Annotated in this window: 20 protein-coding genes and 2 pseudogenes; 12 read left to right on the top strand and 10 right to left on the bottom strand. The window is 68.3% G+C overall.

The features are described from left to right. Positions 1 to 153: 153 nt before the first annotated feature. The gene (locus TR46_RS28555; protein WP_042406743.1) at positions 154 to 603 is read right to left on the bottom strand and encodes a MarR family winged helix-turn-helix transcriptional regulator; all 450 of its coding nucleotides are present in this window, start codon (positions 601 to 603) and stop codon (positions 154 to 156) included. A gap of 108 nt (positions 604 to 711) precedes the next feature. Between TR46_RS28555 and TR46_RS28550 the strand changes: the two genes are divergently transcribed. Then, complete coding sequence (locus TR46_RS28550; RefSeq protein ID WP_042406741.1) at positions 712 to 1,644, top strand: LLM class flavin-dependent oxidoreductase; 933 nt, start codon at positions 712 to 714, stop codon at positions 1,642 to 1,644. Between the two features lie 646 nt (positions 1,645 to 2,290). Here TR46_RS28550 and TR46_RS28545 read toward each other — a convergent pair. From TR46_RS28545 to TR46_RS28530, 4 genes and pseudogenes are all read right to left on the bottom strand, one after another. Next, complete coding sequence (locus tag TR46_RS28545; RefSeq protein WP_084719006.1) at positions 2,291 to 3,760, bottom strand: arabinofuranosidase catalytic domain-containing protein; 1,470 nt, start codon at positions 3,758 to 3,760, stop codon at positions 2,291 to 2,293. 298 nt (positions 3,761 to 4,058) lie between these two features. Next, a pseudogene (locus TR46_RS28540) lies at positions 4,059 to 5,286 on the bottom strand (IS701 family transposase). A 105-nt stretch (positions 5,287 to 5,391) separates the two neighbouring features. Continuing rightward, complete coding sequence (locus TR46_RS28535; protein ID WP_042406735.1) at positions 5,392 to 5,844, bottom strand: hypothetical protein; 453 nt, start codon at positions 5,842 to 5,844, stop codon at positions 5,392 to 5,394. A 63-nt stretch (positions 5,845 to 5,907) separates the two neighbouring features. Further along, on the bottom strand, positions 5,908 to 6,762 hold the full coding sequence (locus TR46_RS28530) for a hypothetical protein (protein ID WP_152626730.1): 855 nt from the start codon (positions 6,760 to 6,762) through the stop codon (positions 5,908 to 5,910). Between the two features lie 235 nt (positions 6,763 to 6,997). Here TR46_RS28530 and TR46_RS28525 point away from each other — a divergent pair, with 235 nt between their 5' ends. The 3 genes from TR46_RS28525 (at position 6,998) to TR46_RS38340 (ending at position 9,334) form a co-directional block, all read left to right on the top strand. Continuing rightward, positions 6,998 to 7,363: a hypothetical protein gene (locus TR46_RS28525; protein WP_042406731.1), complete on the top strand. Its 366-nt coding sequence runs from the start codon at positions 6,998 to 7,000 to the stop codon at positions 7,361 to 7,363. A 625-nt stretch (positions 7,364 to 7,988) separates the two neighbouring features. Beyond that, positions 7,989 to 8,375, top strand: coding sequence for a PadR family transcriptional regulator (locus TR46_RS28520; protein WP_042406728.1), 387 nt, complete (start codon positions 7,989 to 7,991; stop codon positions 8,373 to 8,375). After that, positions 8,372 to 9,334, top strand: coding sequence for a hypothetical protein (locus TR46_RS38340; protein WP_052433161.1), 963 nt, complete (start codon positions 8,372 to 8,374; stop codon positions 9,332 to 9,334). The genes TR46_RS28520 and TR46_RS38340 overlap by 4 nt, the downstream gene beginning before the upstream one ends. Positions 9,335 to 9,584: 250 nt before the next feature. Here the strand turns inward: TR46_RS38340 and TR46_RS28510 are convergent, their stop codons facing one another. Continuing rightward, a complete protein-coding gene (locus TR46_RS28510; RefSeq protein ID WP_152626728.1) occupies positions 9,585 to 10,058 on the bottom strand; it encodes a hypothetical protein in 474 nt (157 codons plus the stop codon). A 119-nt stretch (positions 10,059 to 10,177) separates the two neighbouring features. On the opposite strand from TR46_RS28510, the gene TR46_RS28505 reads away from it, so the two are divergent. The 3 genes from TR46_RS28505 (at position 10,178) to TR46_RS43270 (ending at position 12,257) form a co-directional block, all read left to right on the top strand. Further along, positions 10,178 to 10,774 carry a hypothetical protein gene (locus TR46_RS28505; protein WP_042406725.1) on the top strand — a complete coding sequence of 199 codons (597 nt, stop codon included), beginning with the start codon at positions 10,178 to 10,180 and terminating at the stop codon, positions 10,772 to 10,774. 334 nt (positions 10,775 to 11,108) lie between these two features. Next, positions 11,109 to 11,702, top strand: coding sequence for a hypothetical protein (locus tag TR46_RS28500; protein WP_042406722.1), 594 nt, complete (start codon positions 11,109 to 11,111; stop codon positions 11,700 to 11,702). Between the two features lie 138 nt (positions 11,703 to 11,840). Next, entirely contained in the window at positions 11,841 to 12,257 is a 417-nt protein-coding gene (locus tag TR46_RS43270) for a hypothetical protein (protein WP_152626727.1), read from the top strand. 5 nt (positions 12,258 to 12,262) lie between these two features. On the opposite strand, the gene TR46_RS28490 is transcribed toward TR46_RS43270, so the two are convergent. From TR46_RS28490 to TR46_RS43720, 3 genes are read right to left on the bottom strand one after another with little or no spacing between them, the layout of a single operon-like run. Further along, the gene (locus TR46_RS28490; protein ID WP_042406716.1) at positions 12,263 to 12,670 is read right to left on the bottom strand and encodes a hypothetical protein; all 408 of its coding nucleotides are present in this window, start codon (positions 12,668 to 12,670) and stop codon (positions 12,263 to 12,265) included. Positions 12,671 to 12,692: 22 nt separating this feature from the next. Continuing rightward, positions 12,693 to 13,127, bottom strand: a complete 435-nt coding sequence (locus TR46_RS43725; protein ID WP_201776457.1) for a hypothetical protein — start codon at positions 13,125 to 13,127, stop codon at positions 12,693 to 12,695. A 55-nt stretch (positions 13,128 to 13,182) separates the two neighbouring features. Continuing rightward, on the bottom strand, positions 13,183 to 13,440 hold the full coding sequence (locus tag TR46_RS43720) for a helix-turn-helix domain-containing protein (protein ID WP_236655558.1): 258 nt from the start codon (positions 13,438 to 13,440) through the stop codon (positions 13,183 to 13,185). An 857-nt stretch (positions 13,441 to 14,297) separates the two neighbouring features. Between TR46_RS43720 and TR46_RS28480 the strand changes: the two are divergent. Then, positions 14,298 to 15,173: pseudogene (locus TR46_RS28480) on the top strand (quaternary amine ABC transporter ATP-binding protein); the annotation flags it as partial. A gap of 23 nt (positions 15,174 to 15,196) precedes the next feature. Further along, positions 15,197 to 17,818, top strand: a complete 2,622-nt coding sequence (locus TR46_RS28475; protein WP_042406713.1) for an ABC transporter permease/substrate binding protein — start codon at positions 15,197 to 15,199, stop codon at positions 17,816 to 17,818. Positions 17,819 to 18,287: 469 nt separating this feature from the next. Here the strand turns inward: TR46_RS28475 and TR46_RS28470 are convergent, their stop codons facing one another. Continuing rightward, positions 18,288 to 19,319, bottom strand: a complete 1,032-nt coding sequence (locus TR46_RS28470) for a LacI family DNA-binding transcriptional regulator (protein ID WP_084719002.1) — start codon at positions 19,317 to 19,319, stop codon at positions 18,288 to 18,290. A gap of 149 nt (positions 19,320 to 19,468) precedes the next feature. Between TR46_RS28470 and TR46_RS28465 the strand changes: the two genes are divergently transcribed. The 3 genes from TR46_RS28465 to TR46_RS28455 are packed head-to-tail and all read left to right on the top strand — an operon-like array spanning position 19,469 to position 22,583. Next, the gene (locus TR46_RS28465) at positions 19,469 to 20,779 is read left to right on the top strand and encodes an ABC transporter substrate-binding protein (protein WP_042406706.1); all 1,311 of its coding nucleotides are present in this window, start codon (positions 19,469 to 19,471) and stop codon (positions 20,777 to 20,779) included. Continuing rightward, positions 20,779 to 21,732: a carbohydrate ABC transporter permease gene (locus tag TR46_RS28460; protein WP_084719001.1), complete on the top strand. Its 954-nt coding sequence runs from the start codon at positions 20,779 to 20,781 to the stop codon at positions 21,730 to 21,732. Before TR46_RS28465 ends, TR46_RS28460 begins: the two co-directional genes overlap by 1 nt. Before the next feature lie 2 nt (positions 21,733 to 21,734). Further along, positions 21,735 to 22,583: a carbohydrate ABC transporter permease gene (locus tag TR46_RS28455; RefSeq protein WP_042406704.1), complete on the top strand. Its 849-nt coding sequence runs from the start codon at positions 21,735 to 21,737 to the stop codon at positions 22,581 to 22,583. Positions 22,584 to 22,593: the final 10 nt, after the last annotated feature.

Here is a 22,593-nt window from a genome sequence, read left to right as displayed (position 1 = left end):
CTGCCCGACAAGCGGCGCCGCGCAGAACGCTGGCGAAGGCCACCGCCGCTACCGAGGCGGCAGAGCCCGCCGAGGTGGCTTCACAACTCACCGAATCTGGAGGGGGCGCTGGTCCATGCCCAGCCCGGGGACAGGGCTTCTCATTCCCGGTCGTCAGCCGAGGGTCTGCGGGGCGGTGACGAGGGTCTGCAGGGCGCGGACCAATTGGTTTGCGTCCGAGGAGGAGAGCGGGGCGAGGAACTGGCGTTCCATCTCCTCGCGGGCGTGCTCGGCCTTGCGGAGGGTGTCCTGACCCGTTGGGGTCAGTTGCACGGTGTTCTTGCGCCGGTCCTGGGGACTGCGGTGGCGCTCGACGAGCCCCTTCTCCTCCAGGGCATCGACGAGCGCCACCATCGTCGTGCGGTCGACACTGAGCCTGCCTGCAGCCTCCAGTTGGGACAGCGGGTATTCCGCCGCGAGGACGACCAGGACCGCCAGCTCGCGTCCGTCGACGCCGAACGGCGCCAGCGCCAGCGCGGACGCCTCGGCCAGCCGGAGCTGCACGTGCTTGACCAGATAGCCGAGTCGGGAGGCGAGGGCATCGGAGGCTGCATCGTCCGTCATGCCCGCATCGTATCGCGGAACTGATAGTCAGCTTCACTGACGATCCTCTATGGTGACAGTATTGCCGTCTCAGCGGCGACATGTCGAGCCGAAGGGTGCGTGTGCACCATGACCGACCAGATTCAGCACCGGGTGACGTTCGGCATCAAGACCACCCCGATGCGCGCCTCCTACGAGGAAATCCTCCGAGTGTGGCAGGAGGCCGACGCCCTGCCGGAGATCGCGGACGCGTGGCTGTGGGACCACCTGATGCCGATCGCAGGCCCCAAGGATGGGCAGATCCTGGAAGGGTGGACGCTCCTGAGCGCCTTGGCCGCACGGACCCAGCGGCTGCGCCTGGGGCTGCTCGTGACCAGCAATCGGATCCGCCAACCCGCAGTCCTCGGCAAGATCGCCACGACGGTGGACGTGATCTCCAGTGGCCGCCTGGTCATGGGCCTCGGCGTGGGCGGCACCCACCAACCAACCGGCGCCGGTGGCATCACCGGCGAGAACCCCGCCGTCGCCGAGTACGAGGCCTACGGCCTGCCCCTGGTGCCGCCGGCCGAAGGCATCGCCCGCCTGGCCGAGACCATCGCCATCCTCAAGCACATGTGGACGGAGGAAGTCTTCGACTTCCACGGCCACTACTACACCCTCAAGGGCAACCGCAACGAACCCAAGCCCGTCCAGCAACCAGGCCCGCCCCTGCTGATCGGTGGCTGGGGCAGCAGAACCCTACGCCTGGTCGCCGAACACGCGGACATCTGGAACATCCCCGGCCCGCCGCACAACACCCTCGACTACATCACCCAACGCAGCCGCGTCCTGGACGCACACTGTGCGGCCATCGGCCGGGACCCGCAGACGATCACCCGCTCCGTGCAGTACATCGTCTCCTACGACGACCCAGCCGGTGACCGCATGGCCATCCGGGATCTCATCGCCGCTGGCCTGACGCACATCGTGCTGAGCCTGCGAAGCCCCTACCCCCCACAGGTCGCACACTGGCTCGTCGAAGAGATCATCACGCCCCTACGCACGGAGTGCTGCGGGTACTGAAGCCGCAGTCGCACCGGGCGACTGATGTGCCATCACCTGCACTGATCGATCATTGGCACCGGGCCGACGCCCTCGATCTCTTTTCTCCCGAGGTCGCAACCGAGGGCCAGAAGGGGCCGCAGGCCGAGAACTTCGACGCATTCTGTCCCGCAGCCGGGGCCCCCGCACGGTCAGGTGCAGGGTGCATCGGCGGTGTGATCGTCGAGTTGGCGAATCACATCTTGCGGCTGACTGGCTGACCCGGGCGTGCTGCGCCTCACCTCAGCGACGGGGTGAGGCGCTCTGCGTCAGAAACCCACGTGAACGCAGGCCTTGGACGCTACTGGCCTGCCGGGTTGTGGGGGAGGGGGCGGTGTTGGCGGAGGACGGATATGCGGAACTCCGCCACCTCACCACTGCTCCGGCTCCGTCCTCGCGCCATCTGCTTCGCCGCCCCGGATCCGCTCGTCACCGTCGGCGCCGAGTCGCGCGAGCAGCTTCGGGCAGCTGGCTCTCCGGGTCGGACGCACCATCGGCGAAGTACGCGCTGAGCGCCATCAGAAGGGCCAAGCCGCGCAACGCCCTCCCCACCATGCCGGACCGGCCCGGCCCTGACGCAACGGCATCGGGGCTGGGCCGCTCCGAGGGGAGGAGTGAGCTTCAACAGCTATCCGAGGTTCCACTGTTGGTTGCTGCCGCCGTTGCAGGTCCACAGTTCGACCAGGGCGCCGTCCGCGGTGGACGCGCCCGTCACGTCAAGGCAGAGCCCTGACTGCACTCCGGTGATGGTGCCGTTCGAGTTGAACTGCCACTGCTGGTTGCTCTGGCCGTTGCAGGTCCAGATGATCGCTTTGGTGCCTGGACTGGTGCCGTTGCCGTTGGCGTCCAGGCAGAAGGTGGAGCCGCCCGCGGACAGGGTCAACTGGTTCGTTGAGGTGTGTGTCCAGGTCTGGTTGGTCTGCCCGTTGCAGCCCCAGATCTGTTGCTGCGTTCCGCCGGTCGCGGCGCCGTTCGGGTCGTCCAGGCACTTGCCCGCACCATCCGCGTGCAAGGAGCCGGTGCTGTTGCCACTGCCGCTGCCGGCGACGTATCCGGCGGCGTTGATGTTGGCCTGCACTGCGCTCTCGGTGGCGTCGGAGGGGTAGCCCGAGGTCATCGCACCTTCGTAGAAGGTTCCGGCGGCGCCGTTGCTGTTGTCGCCGCCGATGCCCAGCAGGATCGCGCCTTCCTTGTGCATGGGGTTGTAACCGGCAGGACGCGCTCCGCTGTAGAAGGTCGACAGGCTTCCCGACTGGGCGTTGCCGCCGCGGATCGCCCACTGGTTCGCGGTGCCCTTGACGATTGCGGTGGTGAACCGGTAATTGACCGTCTGGTCGCCGGGGTTGGGACTGTTCACGTTGGATCCGGAGAACAGGCCGTTTTCCAGATCGGCCATGATCCACGGGCCATTGCCGGCACCGGTGTCCCAGTACCTGGCGTTGCCGAAGTAGATCGCCTCCATGGTTCCGTTACCGTCGTCGTTGTTACTGGTCTCGGCGTTGCCGTAGTCGAAACAGCACCCGCCGTTGTAATGCGTGCCGTCCACCACGTCGTACTCGCCCTCGGGGCTGTCCCCGGTGGCGATTCCGTTGGTGGTGTCGTCGCGGTACCCGATACCGGGGGCGGTGAACACGCCGTACGCCTCGTGGCCGCCGATGGTGATCGGTGCGGCCCCGGCGTCGGCGGGATTGTCAGGGGTGTGCACATAGCCGCCTGCTGGCGCCGGGGTCAGGTTGTTGGACCGCCCGGACTGGTCGTAGATCACGGTGATCACACAGGACGTGCCGGCGCAGAAGGAATCCTGCGCGGGAGCGTTGGCGACCCCGCCGGCAGAGAGCAGGCCGACGTTCATGGTCGCGTTGTCCGAGGAGCGCCGTACCTGATACAGCGGACCGTTGTATGCCGCGTACATTGCGCGTGTCGTCGAGTGCGCGGCCACGCACGGCGTGCCGCCGGCAGCGTAGATGTCACACGGCCCCTGCGACGCGGCATGCGCCGTGCCCGTCGAGGCTGCGGTGCCGATGAACGTACCGAGCATGATGGTGATTCCCGCCCCGAGACTGCCGAGTCGCCGGCGGCTCCATGCGGTTGCTGTCATGTCGTCGCCTCCTCCCCTTTGGGTGATCGTGGTTAGCGCTAACAATTCGCGCCGATGCTGCTCCCCTCCTTCGTGGCCCGTCAAGAAGGCATGGGATGTCTTGGTGAAGCGAGGCGTGGTCAAGGTGTAGGAGGCGGGCGGAATCGGCAGATTCCGCGCGTGAAAGTTTCATAAATCCGATCAAGTCGGGCTGCCAAAGCTGGGAAGACATCCCATGATTTCTTGACGCCTTGCGGACATTGAGGCACCGGCAGCACTCTGAATCACGTCCTCCTACTCCAGCCGTAGATCGTGATCTTCATGGCTGGGAAGTCGCTTGCCGTCGGTAGTGGCAGTCACGGGCGCGGGCTCGGTGTCGGCGTCGCCACTGCGACCAGTGCAGTCGGTGCGCGAGGTCGTGCGCTGGGTTGATCAGTGCCGCGAACAAGTGCTGGATCGCGTTGCCGGTCAACGGAATCAGGCCGTCGGTGGCAGGGCGGTCACGGCGTTCGGCGGCTGCGGTCACGGCGAGGAAGGCGTGGGCGAGCATGGCGAGGGTGACCCACCGGTGCCACGAGTTCCAGCGGCGGACCTGGTGCTCGTCCAGGCCGGTCAGGCCCTTGCTCGCCTGGAATGTCTCCTCCACTGTCCAACGCGGTCCAGCCACCTGCACCAGTTCGGTCAGCGAAACCGGGTTCAGTGAGAAGCAGCGGTAGAAGGCGAGTTCGCGGTGCGACGATTGCGTCGGACCAGCAGGCACCAGCGGCCGAGGCGGCCAGTCGGGCCGTGGATGTCGACCTCGGCCCAGTCGTAGTACCGCTCGCCCTTCGCGCCCGCCCCGGCCGAGAGCTGCTGCCAGGCCCGCCTGGGGATCCGCGCCGCCAGGATCTTCGCCTGGAACTTCCCGGCGTGTGTGACGACGGGGTGGGTGCTGGACACGGCCAGGACGTAACCGGTCCCGCGACGTTCGAGGGCGGCCCGAAGGTGCGGGTTCTCGCCGTAGACCTCGTCTCCCGCGACCCAGCGGGCGGGTGTTCCGGCGTCCAGGGCTCGGGCGACCATCCGGGCGGCGAGCTGGGTCTTGGTGGCGAAGGCAAGATCGTCGGGGATACCGGCGCCCCGGCAGCGTTCCGGTCATCGGTCCACGAGCGCGGGACGTACAGGGCGCGGTCGATGGCGGCGTGTCCGCGCGCGGCGGAGTATACGAGGTAGACGGCGACCTGAGCGTTCTCGATGCGGCCGGCGGTGCCGGTGTACTGGCGCTGCACGCCGACGGTCGCGTTGCCCTTCGTCTCGTCGACCACGAGCACCGCCTCTGTGTCGTGCAGGTGCTCGACCACGTATGCCCGTACGTCGTCACGGATCGCGTCGGCGTCCCACTTCGCGCGGTGCAGTAGGTGCTGCATGCCGTCCGGGGTGGCGTCGCCCGCATGCTCGGCCAGGGTCCAGCAGTTCTTCCGCGGCAGGTCCGACAGCAGCCCGGAGATCAACCGTCTTACCCGGCGGCGGGGTTCAACCCGGGAGAACCGGCCAGCTATCCGACTCATCAGACCTTCGAATGCCTCCTGCCAGTGGGCAGGCACTACGTTGGCGTCCGAGGCCGCCGCGTGATCATTGGTTGTCGACACAACGCCTAATGATCAACGGCGGCCTCACCTGCTCGGACGCCACCGGAACCAGTAGTCGAGCCCCGCGACCCGGTACCGAGCTCCGGCGTCGAACCGCAGCTCGCCAACAAGCCGCCGCGCGTCGTTCGGTGCCTGGCGGTGCGAGGCCAGCAGCAGGGCCAGTTCGTCGTAGCGGGCGTCGATCCCGCCGTGGCCCGGATGGCTCTCCGACCCGACCGTTCCGGCCTCGTAGTGCTCGTTCCACCTGGCGAAGATAGCCCACTGCTCGCGCTCCAACTCCACCGCCGCCTCGCTGGCGGGCCAGACACGGTACTCGTCGGCCTCGTGGGCGTGGTCGTAGTCGTCGTTCTGGAAGTAGTGAGGCGTCCCGTCGATTTCAGCAAGGCCAGCGCGAGGTCCGTCGTACCACTCCAACTCGACGTACACACGCTCGAAGCCGTCCGCGATCAGATGCTCTACGTCCCAGGTCTCAGCCACGTGGGCAGGCTACTGAACTTGAATTGGTGATGTCGGTACGGCGGGACCGGACCTCGGAGTGGATCAGGCCCGAGAGACGGTGAGCCGCCCGCCCGGGCAGGCGCTTTGCCAGGCATCTGGATCCTGGAGGGGACGGGTCAAGCAGCGGTGCCGCACCAGGGCCGATCGCTCGGCCGCCGTCAACCTCCTCGGCTCGCCGAGGAGGTCCTGGCCTGAGTCGGGCTCCTCGTCGACGTCGAAGTGGAAGGCGGCATCGGTGAGGTAGTCGCGGCGGAAGTCGGTTTTCCACTGCGAGTTGCTGCCCCAGCCCAGCGACCCGTCGGAGGTCTCCCGGTAACGGCGCATGAATACATCGTGGAGCGGCGACCTGTCCGCGATTCCCGCGACCAGGTGCCGGCCGCCAGCACGCACCGTCACACCGGCGCGGCTGAACAGCATCTCCCCGAACATCAGGCCCGGCCAGACCGTCCCGGTGATCTCCACCGGCGCCCCCGAGTATTCATGCTGCGCGACGTGGACGACCTCGTGGAAGAACGGTTCGAACGCGATGTCGCCGATCGGGGCCATGCCGAGCCGGGTGAAGACAGCCAGATACTGGTCACGTGTGACATGCGGCCAGCGCTCAGGCTCGTGGATGTCGTGCGCCCAGGGGATCTCAGAGCCCGGCGGCAGCAGCGGCTGAAACTTGTAGATCAGTGCATCGCTGACGCGGCTCAGCGCGTACGCCGTCTCCAGGGGATCGCCGAACTGATACTTGGTCCGCGTCCATCCGCCGAAGTCGGCCAGCGGCGCGAGGGACTCCCGGACGACATCGGCGTGCTCGTCCAGCCACGGATCGACGACGGCGAGGAAGACGTCCACACCCTGGTATTCCTCCACGGCGTGGAAGAGTCGGCGGACGCGCAGTGCGGGGATCACGCAGTGCAGCGTAGGCAACCCCGCCCGTGCGGTCGACTGGGTTTCCCCTTGAGACGGTTTCCGGATGCCCGGTCGGTCAGTCCGGCGCCCTGCGCGTACCTCACACCCACGCCGACATCACCGGATCAAGTTCAGCACCGACGGACGACCGCCGCATCCATGATCACGATCTACGGCTGGAGTAATAGGCGGTGCCTGGCTCCCCACCGATGGAGCCGGGCACCGTACGGAACCGGTGGCGGCTTTCGCCGTGGCCTTGACCGGGTTGGTGGCTTTTGGCCTCGGCTGTGCTGCTCAGGTGATGGTGACGGTCTCCGGACAGCCAGCCTTCCTGCTGGCGAGTGAGAAGGCCATGGGGGCGAGACCGCGGTCTGCTGCTGCTTCGACGACCACCGAGGTCTCCGTCTATCGCGATGACGCGGACACCTACGCGCAGTTGCGGCGCTATGAGGTCTACATCGACGGCAAGCGTGTCGGCCTGCTGCGGCGCGGGGAGTTGGTCAACAGCCCCGTCACCGTGGGCTCGCATGCCGTCCAGGTGAGGAATTCCTGGCGCTCCAGCGGGGAAGTACTGGTCGAAGTCGGTGCCGGGGAGCGGTGAGCCTGATCTGTCGGGCCAAGCCCGACGCGAGTACCGTCCTGGACAGCGTCACCGGTCAGCGGGACAACTTCCTACTGCTCCGCGAGGTGTGAACCTGAGGTGGGGGCCGTGGGTGCCGGTGAGCATGCGGCGGAACTGGGTGAGCTCCCTGCTGACCCAGCCAGCTCCCATGTCCGCGCCACACACCACCGCTCCAGCCGCCGGTGCGCGGTCGGGACGGTGGAGGGCAGCGTCAGCCGTCGGACCGGGCGTTGGAGGAGTGCGGATCAACGAGTCCCGCACCGGCGTCGCCATGAGCCTGATCGGCGACGCCCTGGGCGACCGGCCGGTGCGAGGTGCCCGGGCCTGCCTGAGACGGCGCTACTGGTCGACTGCCGCACCACCCTGGACCCCGCGCCGTGGCGCAACCAGGGTTGGACCGTTCACCAGCTCGGTCGCCCCGGCAAGTAGAGGGGCGTCGAAGGTCCGGCCCCGGGTTGCGGGGCCTGCAACCCGGAAGGCCGGACCTATGGACAGCGAGACGCCCTCTCAAGGATTTCCGCAATCCGTGTCCTCGCCTGTCTTCGAGTGGCGGACTATAGGCCGACCATTGACATATACCGATTGACTGCCTCATGCTCGGTCCATGAGTGATCGTCAACTACAGGAGCCGACGAGGCTGGTGCTCACCGCGCTGGCTGACGCGCCGCGGCACGGGTACGCGATCGTGCAGGAAGTACTCACCATCTCCGGGGGCCAGGTGCGGCTGCGCACCGGCACCCTCTACACGGCGCTGGACCGGCTGCTGCAGCAGGGCCTGGTCCACGTCCACGCGGAGGAGGTCGTCGGGGGCAGGCTGCGCCGCAGCTACGCGCTCACCGATACGGGCCGCAGCACCCTGGTCGCGGAGACCGAGCGGCTGAGCCTGACCGTGCGCGAGGCCCAGCGCCGCCTCGCACTGCCCCGATTCCCGGCCTCCAGGGCCAGCCGACCGCCGGGCCAGCCGTTCGGCCCCGGGACGGTGACCGCATGACCGCCTCCGACCGCGCACCTGAACCCCGACTGCTGCGCCTGTACCCGGCTCGATACCGCAACCTGCACGGACCGGAGATCGCCGCGGTCCATGCCCAGGCCACAGCTGGCCTCACCGGCCTGCCACTGTTGCGCGAACACTCCGACCTGGCAGCCCACGCGCTGCGGCTGCGCACCCGGCTCAGCTCCACCGACCCCGCCGGGCGCATCGCCGCCGGCGCAGCGCCCTTCGCCCTGGCCGGAGCCGCCGGCCTCAGCCTGCTCCTCGTGGTGGTCCTGGCACCCGACATCCTCTCAGGGGGCCTGGGTCCGGGCCTCACGGCCCTGGCCGCGGTGGACAACCTGCCCTGGATCGCAGCCCTGGCCTGCGCACTGACCGGGCGCTGGACACCGGCCCGCATGCTCTCCCTGCTGGCCACCGCTGTCAAGACCGTGCTGCTCATCATCGCCACCTGGCCCTCCCCGACCACGTGGCGCTGGCTCATCCCGCTGGGGGAGGGCGCCCATGTCCTGTGGTTCTCGGTGGCCCTGGGCGTGCTGGTGGTGCTGGCCCCGCCCGACCTGGTGGACGTCGCCCGGCAGCGCAACCGCCGGGTGATCGGTGCGGCAGCGCTGCTGGGCGCACCCCTCACCGTCGCGCTGGGCTACTTGCTCGGCCACAACGTCGGCCCCGGCTCACTGAGCTACCTGCTGCTGTACTGCTGGCCAGGACTGCTCCCAGCGACCGCCGTCCTGGTCCTGCTCACCCGCCCACGCCCAGACCCGCTGCGCACCGTGGGGATCGGCCTGACCGCACTGCCCTGGGCTGTGGTGTTCAGTGACGACTCCCAGCTCACCGTTCACCACATCGCCGCCGCAACTACTCTGGCCTGCGCCCCGCTCGCGGGCGCGGCACTCCTGGCCGCCGTCGTCCGCATCGCGCGCGCCCGAACGGTCCCCCAGCCGTCCGACCCCGCCTGACCACCCGCACCGCGCCGGGCGGCCGACCACCGCCCGGCCGCGCCGCCCGCACCCCATGCGGGCGGCGCCTCGCTGCTCAACGAGGATCGGCCGCGATACAACTCGACCTTCGGAACGGGCACTTGGGCCACCAGATGCATCGTGATAGTCGAACCGCAAGACCCCCGGTGGAGTCAAATCTCGGTTCTGGCCCAGATCTTGGGGAGCCGTCGCGGACAGTGAACTCGCTGTTCGAACGCCGAGTGATTCATCAAAACGGCAGCTGGTCCGCCAATTTGTCGTTGGGGCAGTCCTGCCCATGCGAGCAACCGGGTAGGTCGGCGTTGATAAAGGCCCAGGGATCGCGGCCAACCAGGCCAGTGGCGTCTTCGCCCCAGTCCTCCAACGTTTCGATCGCCCGCTCCCGGTACTGCCACACAGTGCTTGCTCCGAGAACCTCGCGGACCAAGGTGATCAGCATCGCACGGTGCTGCCGCAGTCGCGCATCGTCGACCAAGAGGATGCACGCGGCGATGGCGGCCTCGCGAACTGCCAGGTCCTGGTCATGCACATGCGCGTAGACGGGACCGAACAGCAGCGGCAGCAACCGGTGCGCCTGGGTAAAAGGCGGATAGTCCTGCGGCACGAAGCCATGCCGGCGGAGGGTCTGTGCGGCCGTGTCGTTGGCCTCGGACGCCACTGAGCCGAGCCATCCCAGAAGCGCATGAGCAATTGAGCGGCTCACGCAGGAAGCCCGTGCGCTGCCTCGCCGAGGAACCCAGGCGGGCTCCGCAGCGTCTCCCTGGAGGAGGCGGGACCCCACGGCGGGGCCGTGGGTGCGGGCACCGGTGCGGGGAGGGCTGCGTGAGCAAACGCGAGGCGGCGCTGGAGATGGGGTCGGCCGACGGGCTGGGCGGGTACCGGAGGCTCGCGGTCCCGGGATCCGCGGTCGGCGACGGGTTCTTCATGATGCTGGGCGTGTTCTTCGTGGGGGCGGCGGGCTACGAGCTGGTCCGCGGTGTTCCCCGCTGGCCCGAAGGTCTGATCACGACCCTGGGGCTGGTCATGGGCCTGGGCCTGGCCGGCCTCACCTGCTTGCCCCGGTTCGAGCGACGCGAGGGCGGCCCGATGACGCACCTCTACTGCTTCGAGAACGGCTTCGTGATCGCCGGCCGCGACTCGATGCGCGCGGTCCGCTGGTCGCACATCACCGTCACCGCCGAGAGGTGGGAGTCGGGAACGGGCGACGGCCACGAGTCGGGCACTCGCCGCACCCTACGAGCACCCGACGGCACCGTACTCGCCCACTTCACCGGTCGGGAGCCCGAACAGATCGGCGGCTACGGCGTGCTGCGCCTCCACCAGGCGGCCGTCGAGCGCGAGGACGCCCGCCCGCTGCCCGACCTGCCATGTGACGACCGGATCGAGCAGTCGGACCGGCGCGGAGCGGAGGAACGGTGACGCGCGCCGTCGGTCATCGCCACCAGCAGGTAAGGCTGGTGGACTCCGGAACCGGCTCGTTCAATTTTGTGTAGCTTCGCGACTGCACCTCGAGAGAAGGTGGTCGGTAGCCCGGGCATCTGAGCCCGGGCTACCCGATGACAGCGCGACGGCGGGCCCGTCCCCGAACCAGCCACCTCGCAGCCTTGCCCCGCCGACCAAGTCGACGGGGCAAAGCAACAGGGCCCGAAATGGCCAACAGCGTCCGCTGAAGCGCTGACGGCCCCGGGGCGGCTTCCCGGCTTCGGTAGGGTGGCGGCGACGATTGACGCCGCCTGGCCAATAAGGGGGAACCATGGGCCTGTTCGACCCGCTGCCGCTTCCCGCGGCGCGGCCTCCTGAGTCCGAACTCGGGCCCCTGCCACCGCGTTCCAGGGCCGGGGTCTGGTGGCAGTTCTGGTTTCAGTGGCTCTTCTTGGCCGTCGGCGGTGCGCTGCTGGCCGCCCTCTTCGCCGTTTTCCTTGCCATCAGCGCGCTCAGCCCCAGTGACCCGATCCAGATCGGCGGCAGTGGCACTCGTGGCAGCGGCGAGCTCTCCTGTGGCGACTTCGTGATCCTTTCCCGGGAGCGCTACCGGCTAGAGCGCGGCGGCACCCGGCAGCAGTGGTGCGCCCGGATCGAGAAGCTGCTGCGCAAGGGCGTCACCCGCTCCGACGAACTCCACGCCAAGGCAGTCGCCCGCGCAGCAGCCAAGAACAAGCCCGCGCCGACCGAGCCCCGCTACGGGACCGTCAAGCTCACCGCGGGCGCTTTCCGTGGGGCCGGCCCGGGCGCCGTCGCGGAGGTCGCCGAGCGCCTGGGCTGGGAGGTGGACTGGGAACGCACCGTGAAGGAACGCCTTACGACCGTCTACGTGGTCCGCCCGCTGCTGACGGCCGATACGGCCTGAATGGTCCGGCGGTTGCCCACCAGGCCGCGGCAACTGTCGAACCGAACGGCGCCAGCGAGGCAGATGACGCCCGCGGGTCGGGAGGTGGGCAACATCGCCTGGGGCGCGGGGCGGTCGGGGGCTCCGCACGCGATGGCGGTGAACGAGACGATCCTGGCGTTCCTCACCGGCGGCACCGCACTGGGGGCGGGGTATGGGCACGATCCTGTCGTGGACTACCGAGGTCGTTCACGAGGCCCCGAACAAGCGCCGCGCCCAGGCCGACGCCGTCCTGCGAGCGCCCGAGCAGCAACTGCCGGTGCTTTCTGGTCGAGGTCGACCGCGCGACCGAGGCCCCGGGCCCTGGGCATCGACGGCCTCGGCGAGAAGATCGTGGTCCAGCTGGTCGAACTCGGACTCATCGAGGACTTTGCCGACCTGTTCACCCTGACCCGTGATCAGATCCTGTCGCTGGAGCGGATGGGGGAGCGCAGCACCGACACCCTCCTAGTGGCTCTGCTCGGAAGGTTGACCGGCGAACGAGGCGTTGATGTGCCGAATCCTGTCGTCGTGTGACGGGGTCAGGTCGGTTCTGCAGTCGATGTGAGGCGTGGTGTGCGTCCGGCCCGTACGAAGTCGAGGTATTCGTCTTGGGCGATGCCGGCGTTGACCCACCGGCCGGGGACGGCTCCCGTGCTGGCCTCGGCGGTCGCCATGGCCTGCGACTTGTCCTCGGCTGTGGCGATCTCCTGGCCGAAGTCCTCCTCGCCGTCGGAATCGAGGGCGGGGAACTCGGCGAGATCGCAGAATTGCTCTCCGCCGATGTCCTCGGCGGTGTGGAGCACGACGGTGTATCCGGCAGGTGCCGGCCTGACCTCCACCCAGCGAATGCCGGGCTTGTCCGGTCGGCCTGCCGCGCCGAGGAACTGTTCGATGGGCCGGCCTCGCCGTAGGGCGGCGAGGGCGAAGGATTCGGTCAGGTAGCGCACGTGGTCAGCGTGGAGCGATGCCTCAAGCGGCCTGGACGGGGTACTGGGTCCAGGCACGGATCGGCGAGTCCGGCGCGAAGCGTCTCTTCGGCCGGGCCCCGGGCATTGCGCCAGTGCACGTAGGCGCCGATGGCATCACGCCGTCGTAGCGGTTGTAGGTGGCCCGCAGTCGGCGCGGCGAGCGGGCCGGACACCAGGCTTTGCCCTTGCGGGGTAAGAGGTTGAGCGGCCCGAACTCGTCCACGCAGACCACCCGGCCATCAGCTGGCGGCGAGTCGTAGAGTGCCAGGATTCGGTGCATCTTGGCGATGAAGTCCGGGTCGTTCGAGGATTTCCAGGTCGTGGTGGTCTGCCAGGAGACCTTGCCCTCGCGCAGTATCCGCCGCAGAGTCTCGCGGCTGACGGCGGGCACCACGTTCTGCTGGACCAGGTGCTCAGCGAGCTTGGTCAGGCTCAAGGGCTCAAGGTGGAGAACGCAGCGATCTTCCAGTCGGCGGGGGACGTCCGGGCGATCAAGCAAATGTGCTCACGCACCTGGCCGCTGATCGTCCGGGGGCGTCCCCCGCTCCATTTTGGGTCCAGCGCCTCAAACCCCACTCGTTGAACGCGCGGATGACGTCACGCACATAGTCGGCGCTGACCTGCATCAACAAGGTGATATCCGGTACCGACTGGCCCTGCGCGGACATCATCAACACGATCGCCCGCCGCAGGCGCACCGGATCTTTCGAGGTCCGGCTGATCCGCTGTAGCCGACGACCCTCTTCCATGCTCACCGAACGAACACTCCCGGACGACGCCCCACGACCACGTCCACGATCACGACGTGGAAGCAGCCTGCCGTGCAACGAACGCCGGATCAATTACATGGCCAAGGATCCGAGATGAGCCACTAGTCACATGCAAGCGGGACCATCCGAGGAGGGAGATCCACTCTGACCGGTTTCAACGCTCAGCCGTCGGTTGCGTGAGGAGGCCGTCGCGCCGTTCCTGCGCCGGAACGGCGCGATGGCAGTGTGACTCCGACGCGTGGAGATGGAAACCGTCCCCACCCGCTACGGGGCGGCCAGGGCTACGATCCTGACCCTGGCCGCCAGGGTGGACCTGGTCTGCCTGGGCAACGGGATCGGCCGATGCGCAGCTGTCGGCGCTGCGCAACGCCGTGGTGGACGCGGTGACGGCGGGGGAGCTGGCGTAGGCGGCCGGTCGGGTCGCGGACTTCTCCCGCCGCCGGCGGGCGATGGCGGGTGCCGTCACGGCGCCGCCCGCTGCTGCGGCCAGGCCACCGCCAAGGCCCGGTCCGGCCGCTGCGTCCTTGCCGGTCCCATATGGGCCCCAATCGGCATTGGTTCAGACCAATGATGGCCCTCATGCCAGATCCCACCTGGGGCGATGACTTTGCGTGCCTGAGGTGAAACTTCCGTGTCACCCGTCACTTTCGGTTTTGCGGAGCGCGGCCTCCGGGTACACGGGCCGGGAAGTCGCCCAGGGCGTTCGATCACATTCGAACATCCGGGGTTCGGTCGTATCAGTACGGCCCGCTTCGCAGTCGCGAACCAGGTTGTGCGAGGCCTTCCAATCTCCAGCACGGCACGGTCGTGGCTGCCCTATCCGCCCTGACCGAGAGGTGCACGTGACCACGCTTGAGGCCGACCAACTGTTCAAGGTGTTCGGGAGAAAACCGGACGATGCCGTCGATCGCCTTCGCGGGGGAGTCGATCGAGAGGTACTCCGGGCCGAGGGCACCACTGCGGCCGTGGTCGACGCCTCGTTCCACGTCGAACCAGGCGAGATCTTCGTCGTCATGGGCCTGTCGGGATCCGGCAAATCGACACTGCTGCGGATGCTCAACGGACTGACCCGTCCCACCTCCGGTCGGGTCCTCTTCGGTGGCCAGAACCTGACCACGCTGCCCGACAAGGAGCTGCGGGCCGTCCGATCGCGCCGCATCAGCATGGTCTTCCAGCACTTCGCGCTCTTCCCGCACCGCAGCGTCCTGGAGAACGCCGGATACGGCCTGCAGGTGCAGCAGGTCCCGCGTGAGGAACGCGACCGGCGGGCGGCTGAGGCACTGCGCCTGGTGAGCCTGGAGGGCTGGGAGCAGTCCTGGCCGGACGAGCTGTCCGGCGGAATGCAGCAGCGGGTCGGCCTGGCCCGCGCCCTGGCCACCGACGCCGACCTGCTGCTGATGGACGAGTCCTTCAGCGCGCTCGACCCGCTGATCCGGCGCGAGATGCAGGACCAGCTGCTGGAGATCCAGCACAACCTGCGCAAGAGCATCGTCTTCATCACCCACGACCTCAATGAGGCGATGCGCCTCGGCGACCGGATCGCGGTGATGCGCGACGGCCGGATCGTCCAGCAGGGCACTCCGGCCGAGATCGTGCTCGCTCCGGCGGACGACTACGTGGCTGCGTTCGTCGAGGACGTGGACCGGGACCGAGTGCTCGGGCGCGCTTCGCAGTCCGCCGCCACGACCGCCGGCGGCACCGCGATGGAGTCCGCTGACGCCGAGGGGAGCCGCTGATGTACCGGGTCCCGCTGGGCAACTGGTCCGAACACGTCGTCAGCTTCCTGCAGAACAACGTCCAACCCCTCTTCGACGCCGTCACCACCGTGGTCAACGGCATGTACAACGGCGTCGACTGGGTGCTGGGCAAACCCGAACCGCTGCTGCTGGCCGCGATCCTGGCGGTCGTCGCGTTCTGGCTGCGCGGACCGCTCTCCGGTGTGCTGGCCTTTCTCGGCCTCGCGCTGATCGACTCCCTGCAGCTGTGGACACCGGCCATGCAGACGCTGTCGCAGGTGATCGTGGCCAGTGTCATCACGATTCTCCTCGCGGTTCCCCTCGGCATCTGGTCGGCCCGCAGCCGGTGGGGGAACGCGCTGCTGCGGCCGGTACTGGACCTGATGCAGACCATGCCGGCCTTCGTCTACCTGATCCCCGGCATCTTCTTCTTCGGCACCGGCATCGTGCCCGCCGCGATCGCCACGATCGTCTTCTCCATGCCGCCCGGCGTGCGGATGACCGACCTCGGCATCCGCCAGGTGGACGGGGAACTGGTAGAGGCCGCCGAGGCGTTCGGCACCACCCCGCGCAACACCCTGCTGCGCGTGCAGCTGCCACTGGCGCTGCCGACCATCCTGGCCGGCCTCAATCAGGTGATCATGCTGGCGCTGTCCATGGTGGTCATCTCCGCCATGGTGGGTGCACCCGGCCTCGGCCAGTCGATCTACACGGCGATCAGCCAGGTCAATGTCGGCATGGGGGTCGAGGGCGGCACCGCCGTGGTGATCCTCGCCATGTACCTGGACCGGATGACCGCAGCGCTCGGCGAGCGGGTCTCCCCGCTCGGCCGCCGCGCGTTGGCCAAGGCCAACTCGGCGCGCGGCCTGTCGGTCCTTCGCTACCGGCCCGCCAGCGCGGTTGCCGGGATCGGCGTACTGGTGATCGCCCTCGTCGCGGGCGGTCTCAACCTGGCCCAGGACAAGGGCTCCGACGCCACGCCCGCCGCGTCCAGCAGCACCGACGTCGGGCACGGACAGAGCGTCAACCTCGGCTACATCAACTGGGACGAGGACGTCGCCTCCAGCTATCTGTGGCAGGACGTCCTCCAGCAGCGCGGCTTCAAGCCCAATCTGCAGCTGATGGACGTCGGCGCACTCTACGCGAGCATGGCCAAGGGCTCCACTGACTTCGAGCTCGATTCCTGGCTGCCCACCACGCACGCCTCGTACTGGGCGCAGTACCAGAAGGACCTGGTCGACCTGGGCTCCTGGTACGGGCCGACCTCGCTGGAGATCGCCGTCCCCTCGTACGTCACGGACGTGCGCACCTTGGCCGACCTCAAGGGCAAGGCGTCCGAGTTCGGCGGGAAGATCACCGGCATCGAGCCGGGCGCGGGCGAGATGAAGCTGCTGCAGACCAAGGTGCTGCCGGGCTACGGCCTGGACAAGGACTACCAGCTCACCGCGAGCAGCACCGCCAGCATGCTGGCCGACCTCGACCGCTCGGTGCGCAGCAAGACGCCGATCGCGGTGGCACTGTGGTCACCGCACTGGGCCTACAGCAAGTACCACCTCACCAAGCTGACCGACCCGCAGGGGCTGTTCGGGGCGGGCGACCGGATCCACACACTCGCGAACAAGAGCTTCCCGGGTAAGTTCCCGCAGATCAGCCAGTGGCTGAAGAGCTTCAGGATGGCGCAGTCGGACCTGACCGACCTGGAGAACGCCGTGCACGCCGCTGGTACCGGTCACGAGCAGCAGGCCGTGCAGTCCTGGCTGGCGAAGCACCCCGGCCTGGTCGACCAGCTCGCGCCGGTCCCTGGCGGCTCCCCGCAGGACTCCGGCCACGGCAAGACCGTGACGCTCGGCTACTTCCCCTGGGACGAGGACATCGCCGCCAGCTACCTGTGGGACGACCTCCTCACGCGCCGCGGCTACAAGGTGAACCTGCAGCAGTTCGACGTGGGCTCCATGTTCACCGCGATGTCCAACGGCCAGGTGGACTTCGAACTGGACGGCTGGCTGCCGCACGCGCAGTCGCAGTACTGGGCGAAATACCACAAGGACCTGGTGAACCTGGGCGCTTGGTACTCGCCGACCTCGCTGGAGATCACGGTCCCGTCCTATGTGAAGGACGTCCACTCGCTGTCCGATCTGGCCGCTCACGCGTCGGAGTTCGGCGGCAGGATCATCGGCATCGAACCCGGCACCGGTGAGATGAGCCTGGTCAAGAGCAGTGTGCTGCCGGCCTACGGATTGGACAAGAACTTCACGCTGGTCGCGGGCTCCTCGCCGGCCATGCTGGCCGACCTGGAACGGGCCTACGCGAAGAAGCAGCCGATCGCGGTGGTGCTGTGGTCCCCGCACTGGGCCTACAGCAAGTACAGCCTGACCAAGCTGGCGGACCCGAAGGGCGCCTTCGGCGCACACGACCAGATCGACTCGCTCGCCAACAAGGACTTCCCGCAGAAGTTCCCGCAGATCGCCGGGTGGCTGAAGAACTTCCACCTGACGGAGGCCCAACTCGGTTCACTGGAGAACGACATCCAACAGGCCGGACAGGGCAACGAGGCGAAGGCCGTGCAGACCTGGCTGGCCGCCAACCCCGGTGTGGAGGACACCCTGACCCCGGGCACCTGACGACCCCGGTCCCGGTCCAGGTGTCGGCCCTGGGCGCGGACCCCAGGCGCCGGCCCGGATCAACACCGGCACCGGCGGAACCGCAAGAGAACCGGCACACGGCTGGGTGGGCCTCGCAACACCGTCGAGGCCCGCCCAGTACCGGTTGCACCCACCACGAGTGCCCGAGCGCAACGTGAGCCTCCTCCACGCGGGCCCGACCAGCCAGGGCCTCCAGCCCGCCCGGCGCTGGGACATCATCCTCCTCGGCCCGGTCCGCGACGATCCCCGCGCCGCCGCGCATCCCGGCTCCACCAAGGTGGACTTCCATATCGACCGGCAGGAACGCACTCTCACCTGCCCGCACGGCGTTACCAGCCCGCCGTGGAGACCCACACTCGGCGACGGCCATGCGCGACAGTCGGTCCTCTTCCCCGGCAAGGCTCGGGGCGATTGCTTGATCCGTCGTGACCGTTCACACCGGGATGGTTCAGCGAGTCAGTGGCGCGGTCGAGGAACGGACCACCAGTTGGCTCGGCAGGATGACGGGCGAGCTCGGTGGGGTCATGCCGCGCAGTATGCCAATCAGGGTGCGGGCCGCGCGCTCGCCTTGTTCGGCGCTGAAGACGCGGACGCTGGTGAGAGCCGGAGTGAGCAGGGCGGCACTCGGGGTGTCGTCGAAGCCCAGGACCGAGAGCTGCCGGGGCACTTCGATTCCGCGCTCCCGGGCGACCTGGAGGGTGCCGATGGCCATGCTGTCATTGAATGCGAAGACGGCGGTCGGTGGTGCGGGCAGGTCGAGCAGCCGCTCGGTGGCCGCCCGGCCCGAGGCGATGGTCCACTCGCCCCGCTCGACCAGGGACATGTCCAGCGCCAGGCCGGCGTCGGCCAGGGCGCGGTCGCAACCGGAGCGGCGGGCGGCGACTGCGAGGTTGCCCGGGTTCTCGCTGCCGATGAGGGCGATCCGGCGGTGTCCGAGCGCCAGCAGGTGCTGCATGGCGACGTAGGCTCCGCTCTCGTCGTCCGGGCGGACCGACGGTACGTCAAGGCTGGTGTGGCCGATGACTGTTACCGGGTAGCCGGCGTCGACCAGCAGGGCGACGCCCTCCTCGCCCATACCGGCCTCGATGAGCACACCGTCCACCGTCCGCTGACGCACCAGCCTGCGGAAGGCCGACAGTACCGGCTCCGACTCCTTGGGGCTGGCCAGCAGAGTGCTGTAGTCGTTGTCGCTGACACCGCGGTCCACTCCGCCGACCATTTGCAGTAGATGGGCGTCGGCGAATGTCAGGTCGACGGAGCTGGGCAGCACCAGACCGACGATCTCGGTGCGGTTCCGGGCCAGGGAACGCGCCGCGAGGCTTGGGCGGTAGCCGAGCTCGCGCATTGCCGTGAGCACGCGGGACCGGGTCTCCGGTGCTACTCCTGACGCTTCGTTGATGACACGGGAGACCGTCTGGTAGGACACGCCGGCCTGCTTGGCGACGGTCCGCATGGTGATCGGTGATTCTGGCTGCTTCATGGCAACGGTCACGATAACCCACCACGTCGGCCGAGTCCAGGATGAGCCTTGTCGTTCCACGGAAACCTGCACGACCCCTATTGACGCCCTGCGGGGCGGTTCCTATGGTCTTGGCATCACACATGTGACCGTTCACGAGAGGGAACGCAATGAAGCGACCCGCAGCGACTTGCCACAGAACCGCCGCCACCGCTGGGACCGCCGCTGCCGTCGCCGGGGTGCTGCTGGCCCTGTCCGCCTGTGCCGGGGGCGGCACCGGCACCTCGGCGGGCGGCAAGACCGTTCTGCGTATCACCTGGTGGGGCAACCCCGCTCGGGCGCAGGCCACCCAGGAGGCGGTCGCTCTGTTTGAGAAGGCGCACCCGGACATCACCGTGCAGAGCGAGCCCTCGGCCTACCCCGGCTACTACGACAAGCTGGACACCGAGGTCACCGCGGGCGACGCCCCCGATGTGTTCCAGGTGGACACCGTCTCCAAGTACGCGTCCAAGGGTTCGCTGGCCGACCTCGGCGCACTGAAGGACGTACTCGACACCAGTTCCATCGCCCCCGCATACCTGGCCCAGGGCTCCTACCTGGGCAAGCTCTACGAGGTGCCGGCCGGCTCCAACCCGTTCGCTCTGCTCTACAACTCAGCCCTGGTCTCCGCAGCCGGCGTCGGCGCGCCCACCGCGGGGATGACCTGGCAGCAGTACGGAGACCTGGCCAAGCAGATATCCGCCAAGGGTGACGGCAAGACTTGGGGCGCGGGCGACGACAGCGCCAACGTCCAGGCCTTCGAGATCTTCGTCCGCCAGCGCGGCGGCAACCTCTACAGCGCGGACGGCAAGAGCCTCGGCTTCACCCAGGCGGAGCTGACGGCCTGGTGGACCTACTGGGACGGGCTGCGCAAGAGCGGCGCGGTGCCGCCGGCGACAGTTACCGAACCGGGCGTGGCAGGTGACGTCACCAAGGTCCCCATCGCCAAGGGGCAGGTGGCCATGGATGCCTACGGCACCAGCACTACCCTGCCCGGCGGCAACTGGCAGTACGTCGGCCTGCCGGGCGAGACCGCCGCTCGGCCGGGCGCCTACCTGAAGCGCTCCGTCGACTGGGGCGTGTACGGGCACTCCAAGCACGCCAAAGAGGCCGCCGAACTGGTGGACTTCCTGATCAACGACGCCCAGGCGGGGCTGAAGCTGGGCATCAGCCGCGGCGCGCCGGCCAACAGCAAAGTGCTCGCGGCGCTCACGCCCACCCTCAGCGGCTCGGCACGGCAGGTCGCCGCCTACACCGGCTATGTGGGCAAGGCCGGCAACAACTCCGCTGCACCGCCGCCCTCGCCGTCCGCCTCCACCCAGATCGAGACCGGGCTCTTCGTCCGCACCGCGGAGAGCGTCTGGTTCGGCAAGGCGAGCATCGACCAGGCCGCCGGACAGTTCATGCAGCAGGCAAAGCAGATGCTGGCCGGGGACTCCTGATGGCGTCGGCCACAGCCGAGTCCGTGGCGGTGCGGCCCGACCGCTCCACCGCCGCCCCAGGCCTGGGCCGCCGTCCCGGGAAGCGGCAGGGCGGACCGGCGTTCATCCTGCTGAGCCCGTGGATCATCGGCACCGTCGGAGTGCTGGCCATTCCGCTGCTCTACTCGCTCTATCTGTCGTTCACCAGCTATGACCTGCTCAGCGCGCCGCACTGGGTCGGTTTCGCCAACTACCGCCGGCTGTTCACCTCCGATCCGCGCTATCTGCACTCGATCCAGGTCACCGCGGAGTACGTCGTCACCTCGGCTCCGCTGAAGCTGTTGGCTGCGCTGGCCGTGGCGCTGCTGCTGGCGCGGCCCCGGCGCGGGCAGGGCGTCTATCGGGCGCTGTTCTACCTGCCCTCACTGCTCGGCACCAGCGTCGCCATCGCCATCGTCTGGCAGGGCACCTTCGACACCGACGGCCCCTTCAACGGCTTTCTGCGGCTCTTCGGAATCCGCGGCGAAGCCTGGGTCTCGGACCCCAACTACGTCCGCTGGGTGATCGTCGCCCTGGCCATGTGGCAGTTCGGCGCCCCGATGGTGATCTTCTTGGCGGGCCTCAAGCAGATTCCACGCGAGCTCTACGAGGCGGCGGAAGTCGACGGGGCGGGTCCCTGGCGACGCTTCCGGTCGATCACCCTGCCGATGCTGAGCCCGGTGATCCTGTTCAACCTGGTGGTCGAGATGATCGGCGCCTTCCAGGCCTTCACCCCGGCCCAACTGGTCGGGGACGGCCAGGGCGGTCCGGTCGACTCCACCCTCTTCTACACCCTCTACCTCTACCAGCGCGCCTTCCAGTTCCAGCAGATGGGCTACGCGGCGGCGATGGCCTGGGTGATGATCGCCGGCCTCGGCGTGATCACCGGGCTGCTCTTCTGGTCCGCCAAGTACTGGGTCCACTACGGAGACTGACGATGCGCCCGCTCCTCACCAGGGCCGTTCGGCCCGCACTTCCGCACCTGCTGATCATCGCCCTGCTGCTGGTCCTGCTCTACCCGGTGGCCTGGATGCTGGGCTCCTCGTTCAAATCGACCGACGAGATCGTCGCCAGTCTGTCCTTCTGGCCCAGGCACTTCACCCCGGGCAACTTCGCCCAGGGCTGGGCGGGGACGGCCGGCACCAGCTTCGCGGTCTACTTCATGAACTCCACCCTGATCGCCGTCGGCGCGGTGATCGGCAACATGTTCTCCTGCTCGATCACGGCCTATGCGATGGCGCGGCTGGAGTTCCGCGGCCGGGCCCTGGTCACCGGGATCGCCATCGGAACCCTGCTGCTGCCCAAGGAAATCCTGCTCATCCCGCAGTACCTGATCTTCCATCAGCTCGGCTGGGTAGACACCGACCTGCCGCTGGTGCTGCCCAAGTTCCTCGCCGTGGACGCCTTCTTCCTCTTCCTCAACCTCCAGTTCATGCGAGGACTGCCGCGCGAGCTCGACGAGGCCGCCGCACTGGACGGCTGCGGCCCCTTCCGGACCTTCTGGCACATCCTGCTGCCGCTGATGAAACCGGCGATGGCAACCACCGCGATCTTCACCTTCATCTGGACCTGGAACGACTACTTCTCCCAGCTGATCTACCTCAACAGCCCCGCCCGCTACACCCTCCCGGTCGGACTGCGGATGTTCCTGGACGCCACCTCCGGCTCCGACCTGGGCCCGATGTTCGCGATGGCCACAGTCACCCTGGCCCCGCTGCTGGTGCTGTTCGTACTGTTCCAACGGCACCTGGTGCAGGGCATCGCCACCACCGGCTTCAAGGGCTGACCGTCGCTCC

The organism is Streptacidiphilus carbonis (genome assembly GCF_000787775.1).
Taxonomy (GTDB): Bacteria; Actinomycetota; Actinomycetes; order Streptomycetales; family Streptomycetaceae; genus Streptacidiphilus; species Streptacidiphilus carbonis.
This window is presented reverse-complemented; position numbering and strand designations above follow the sequence as displayed.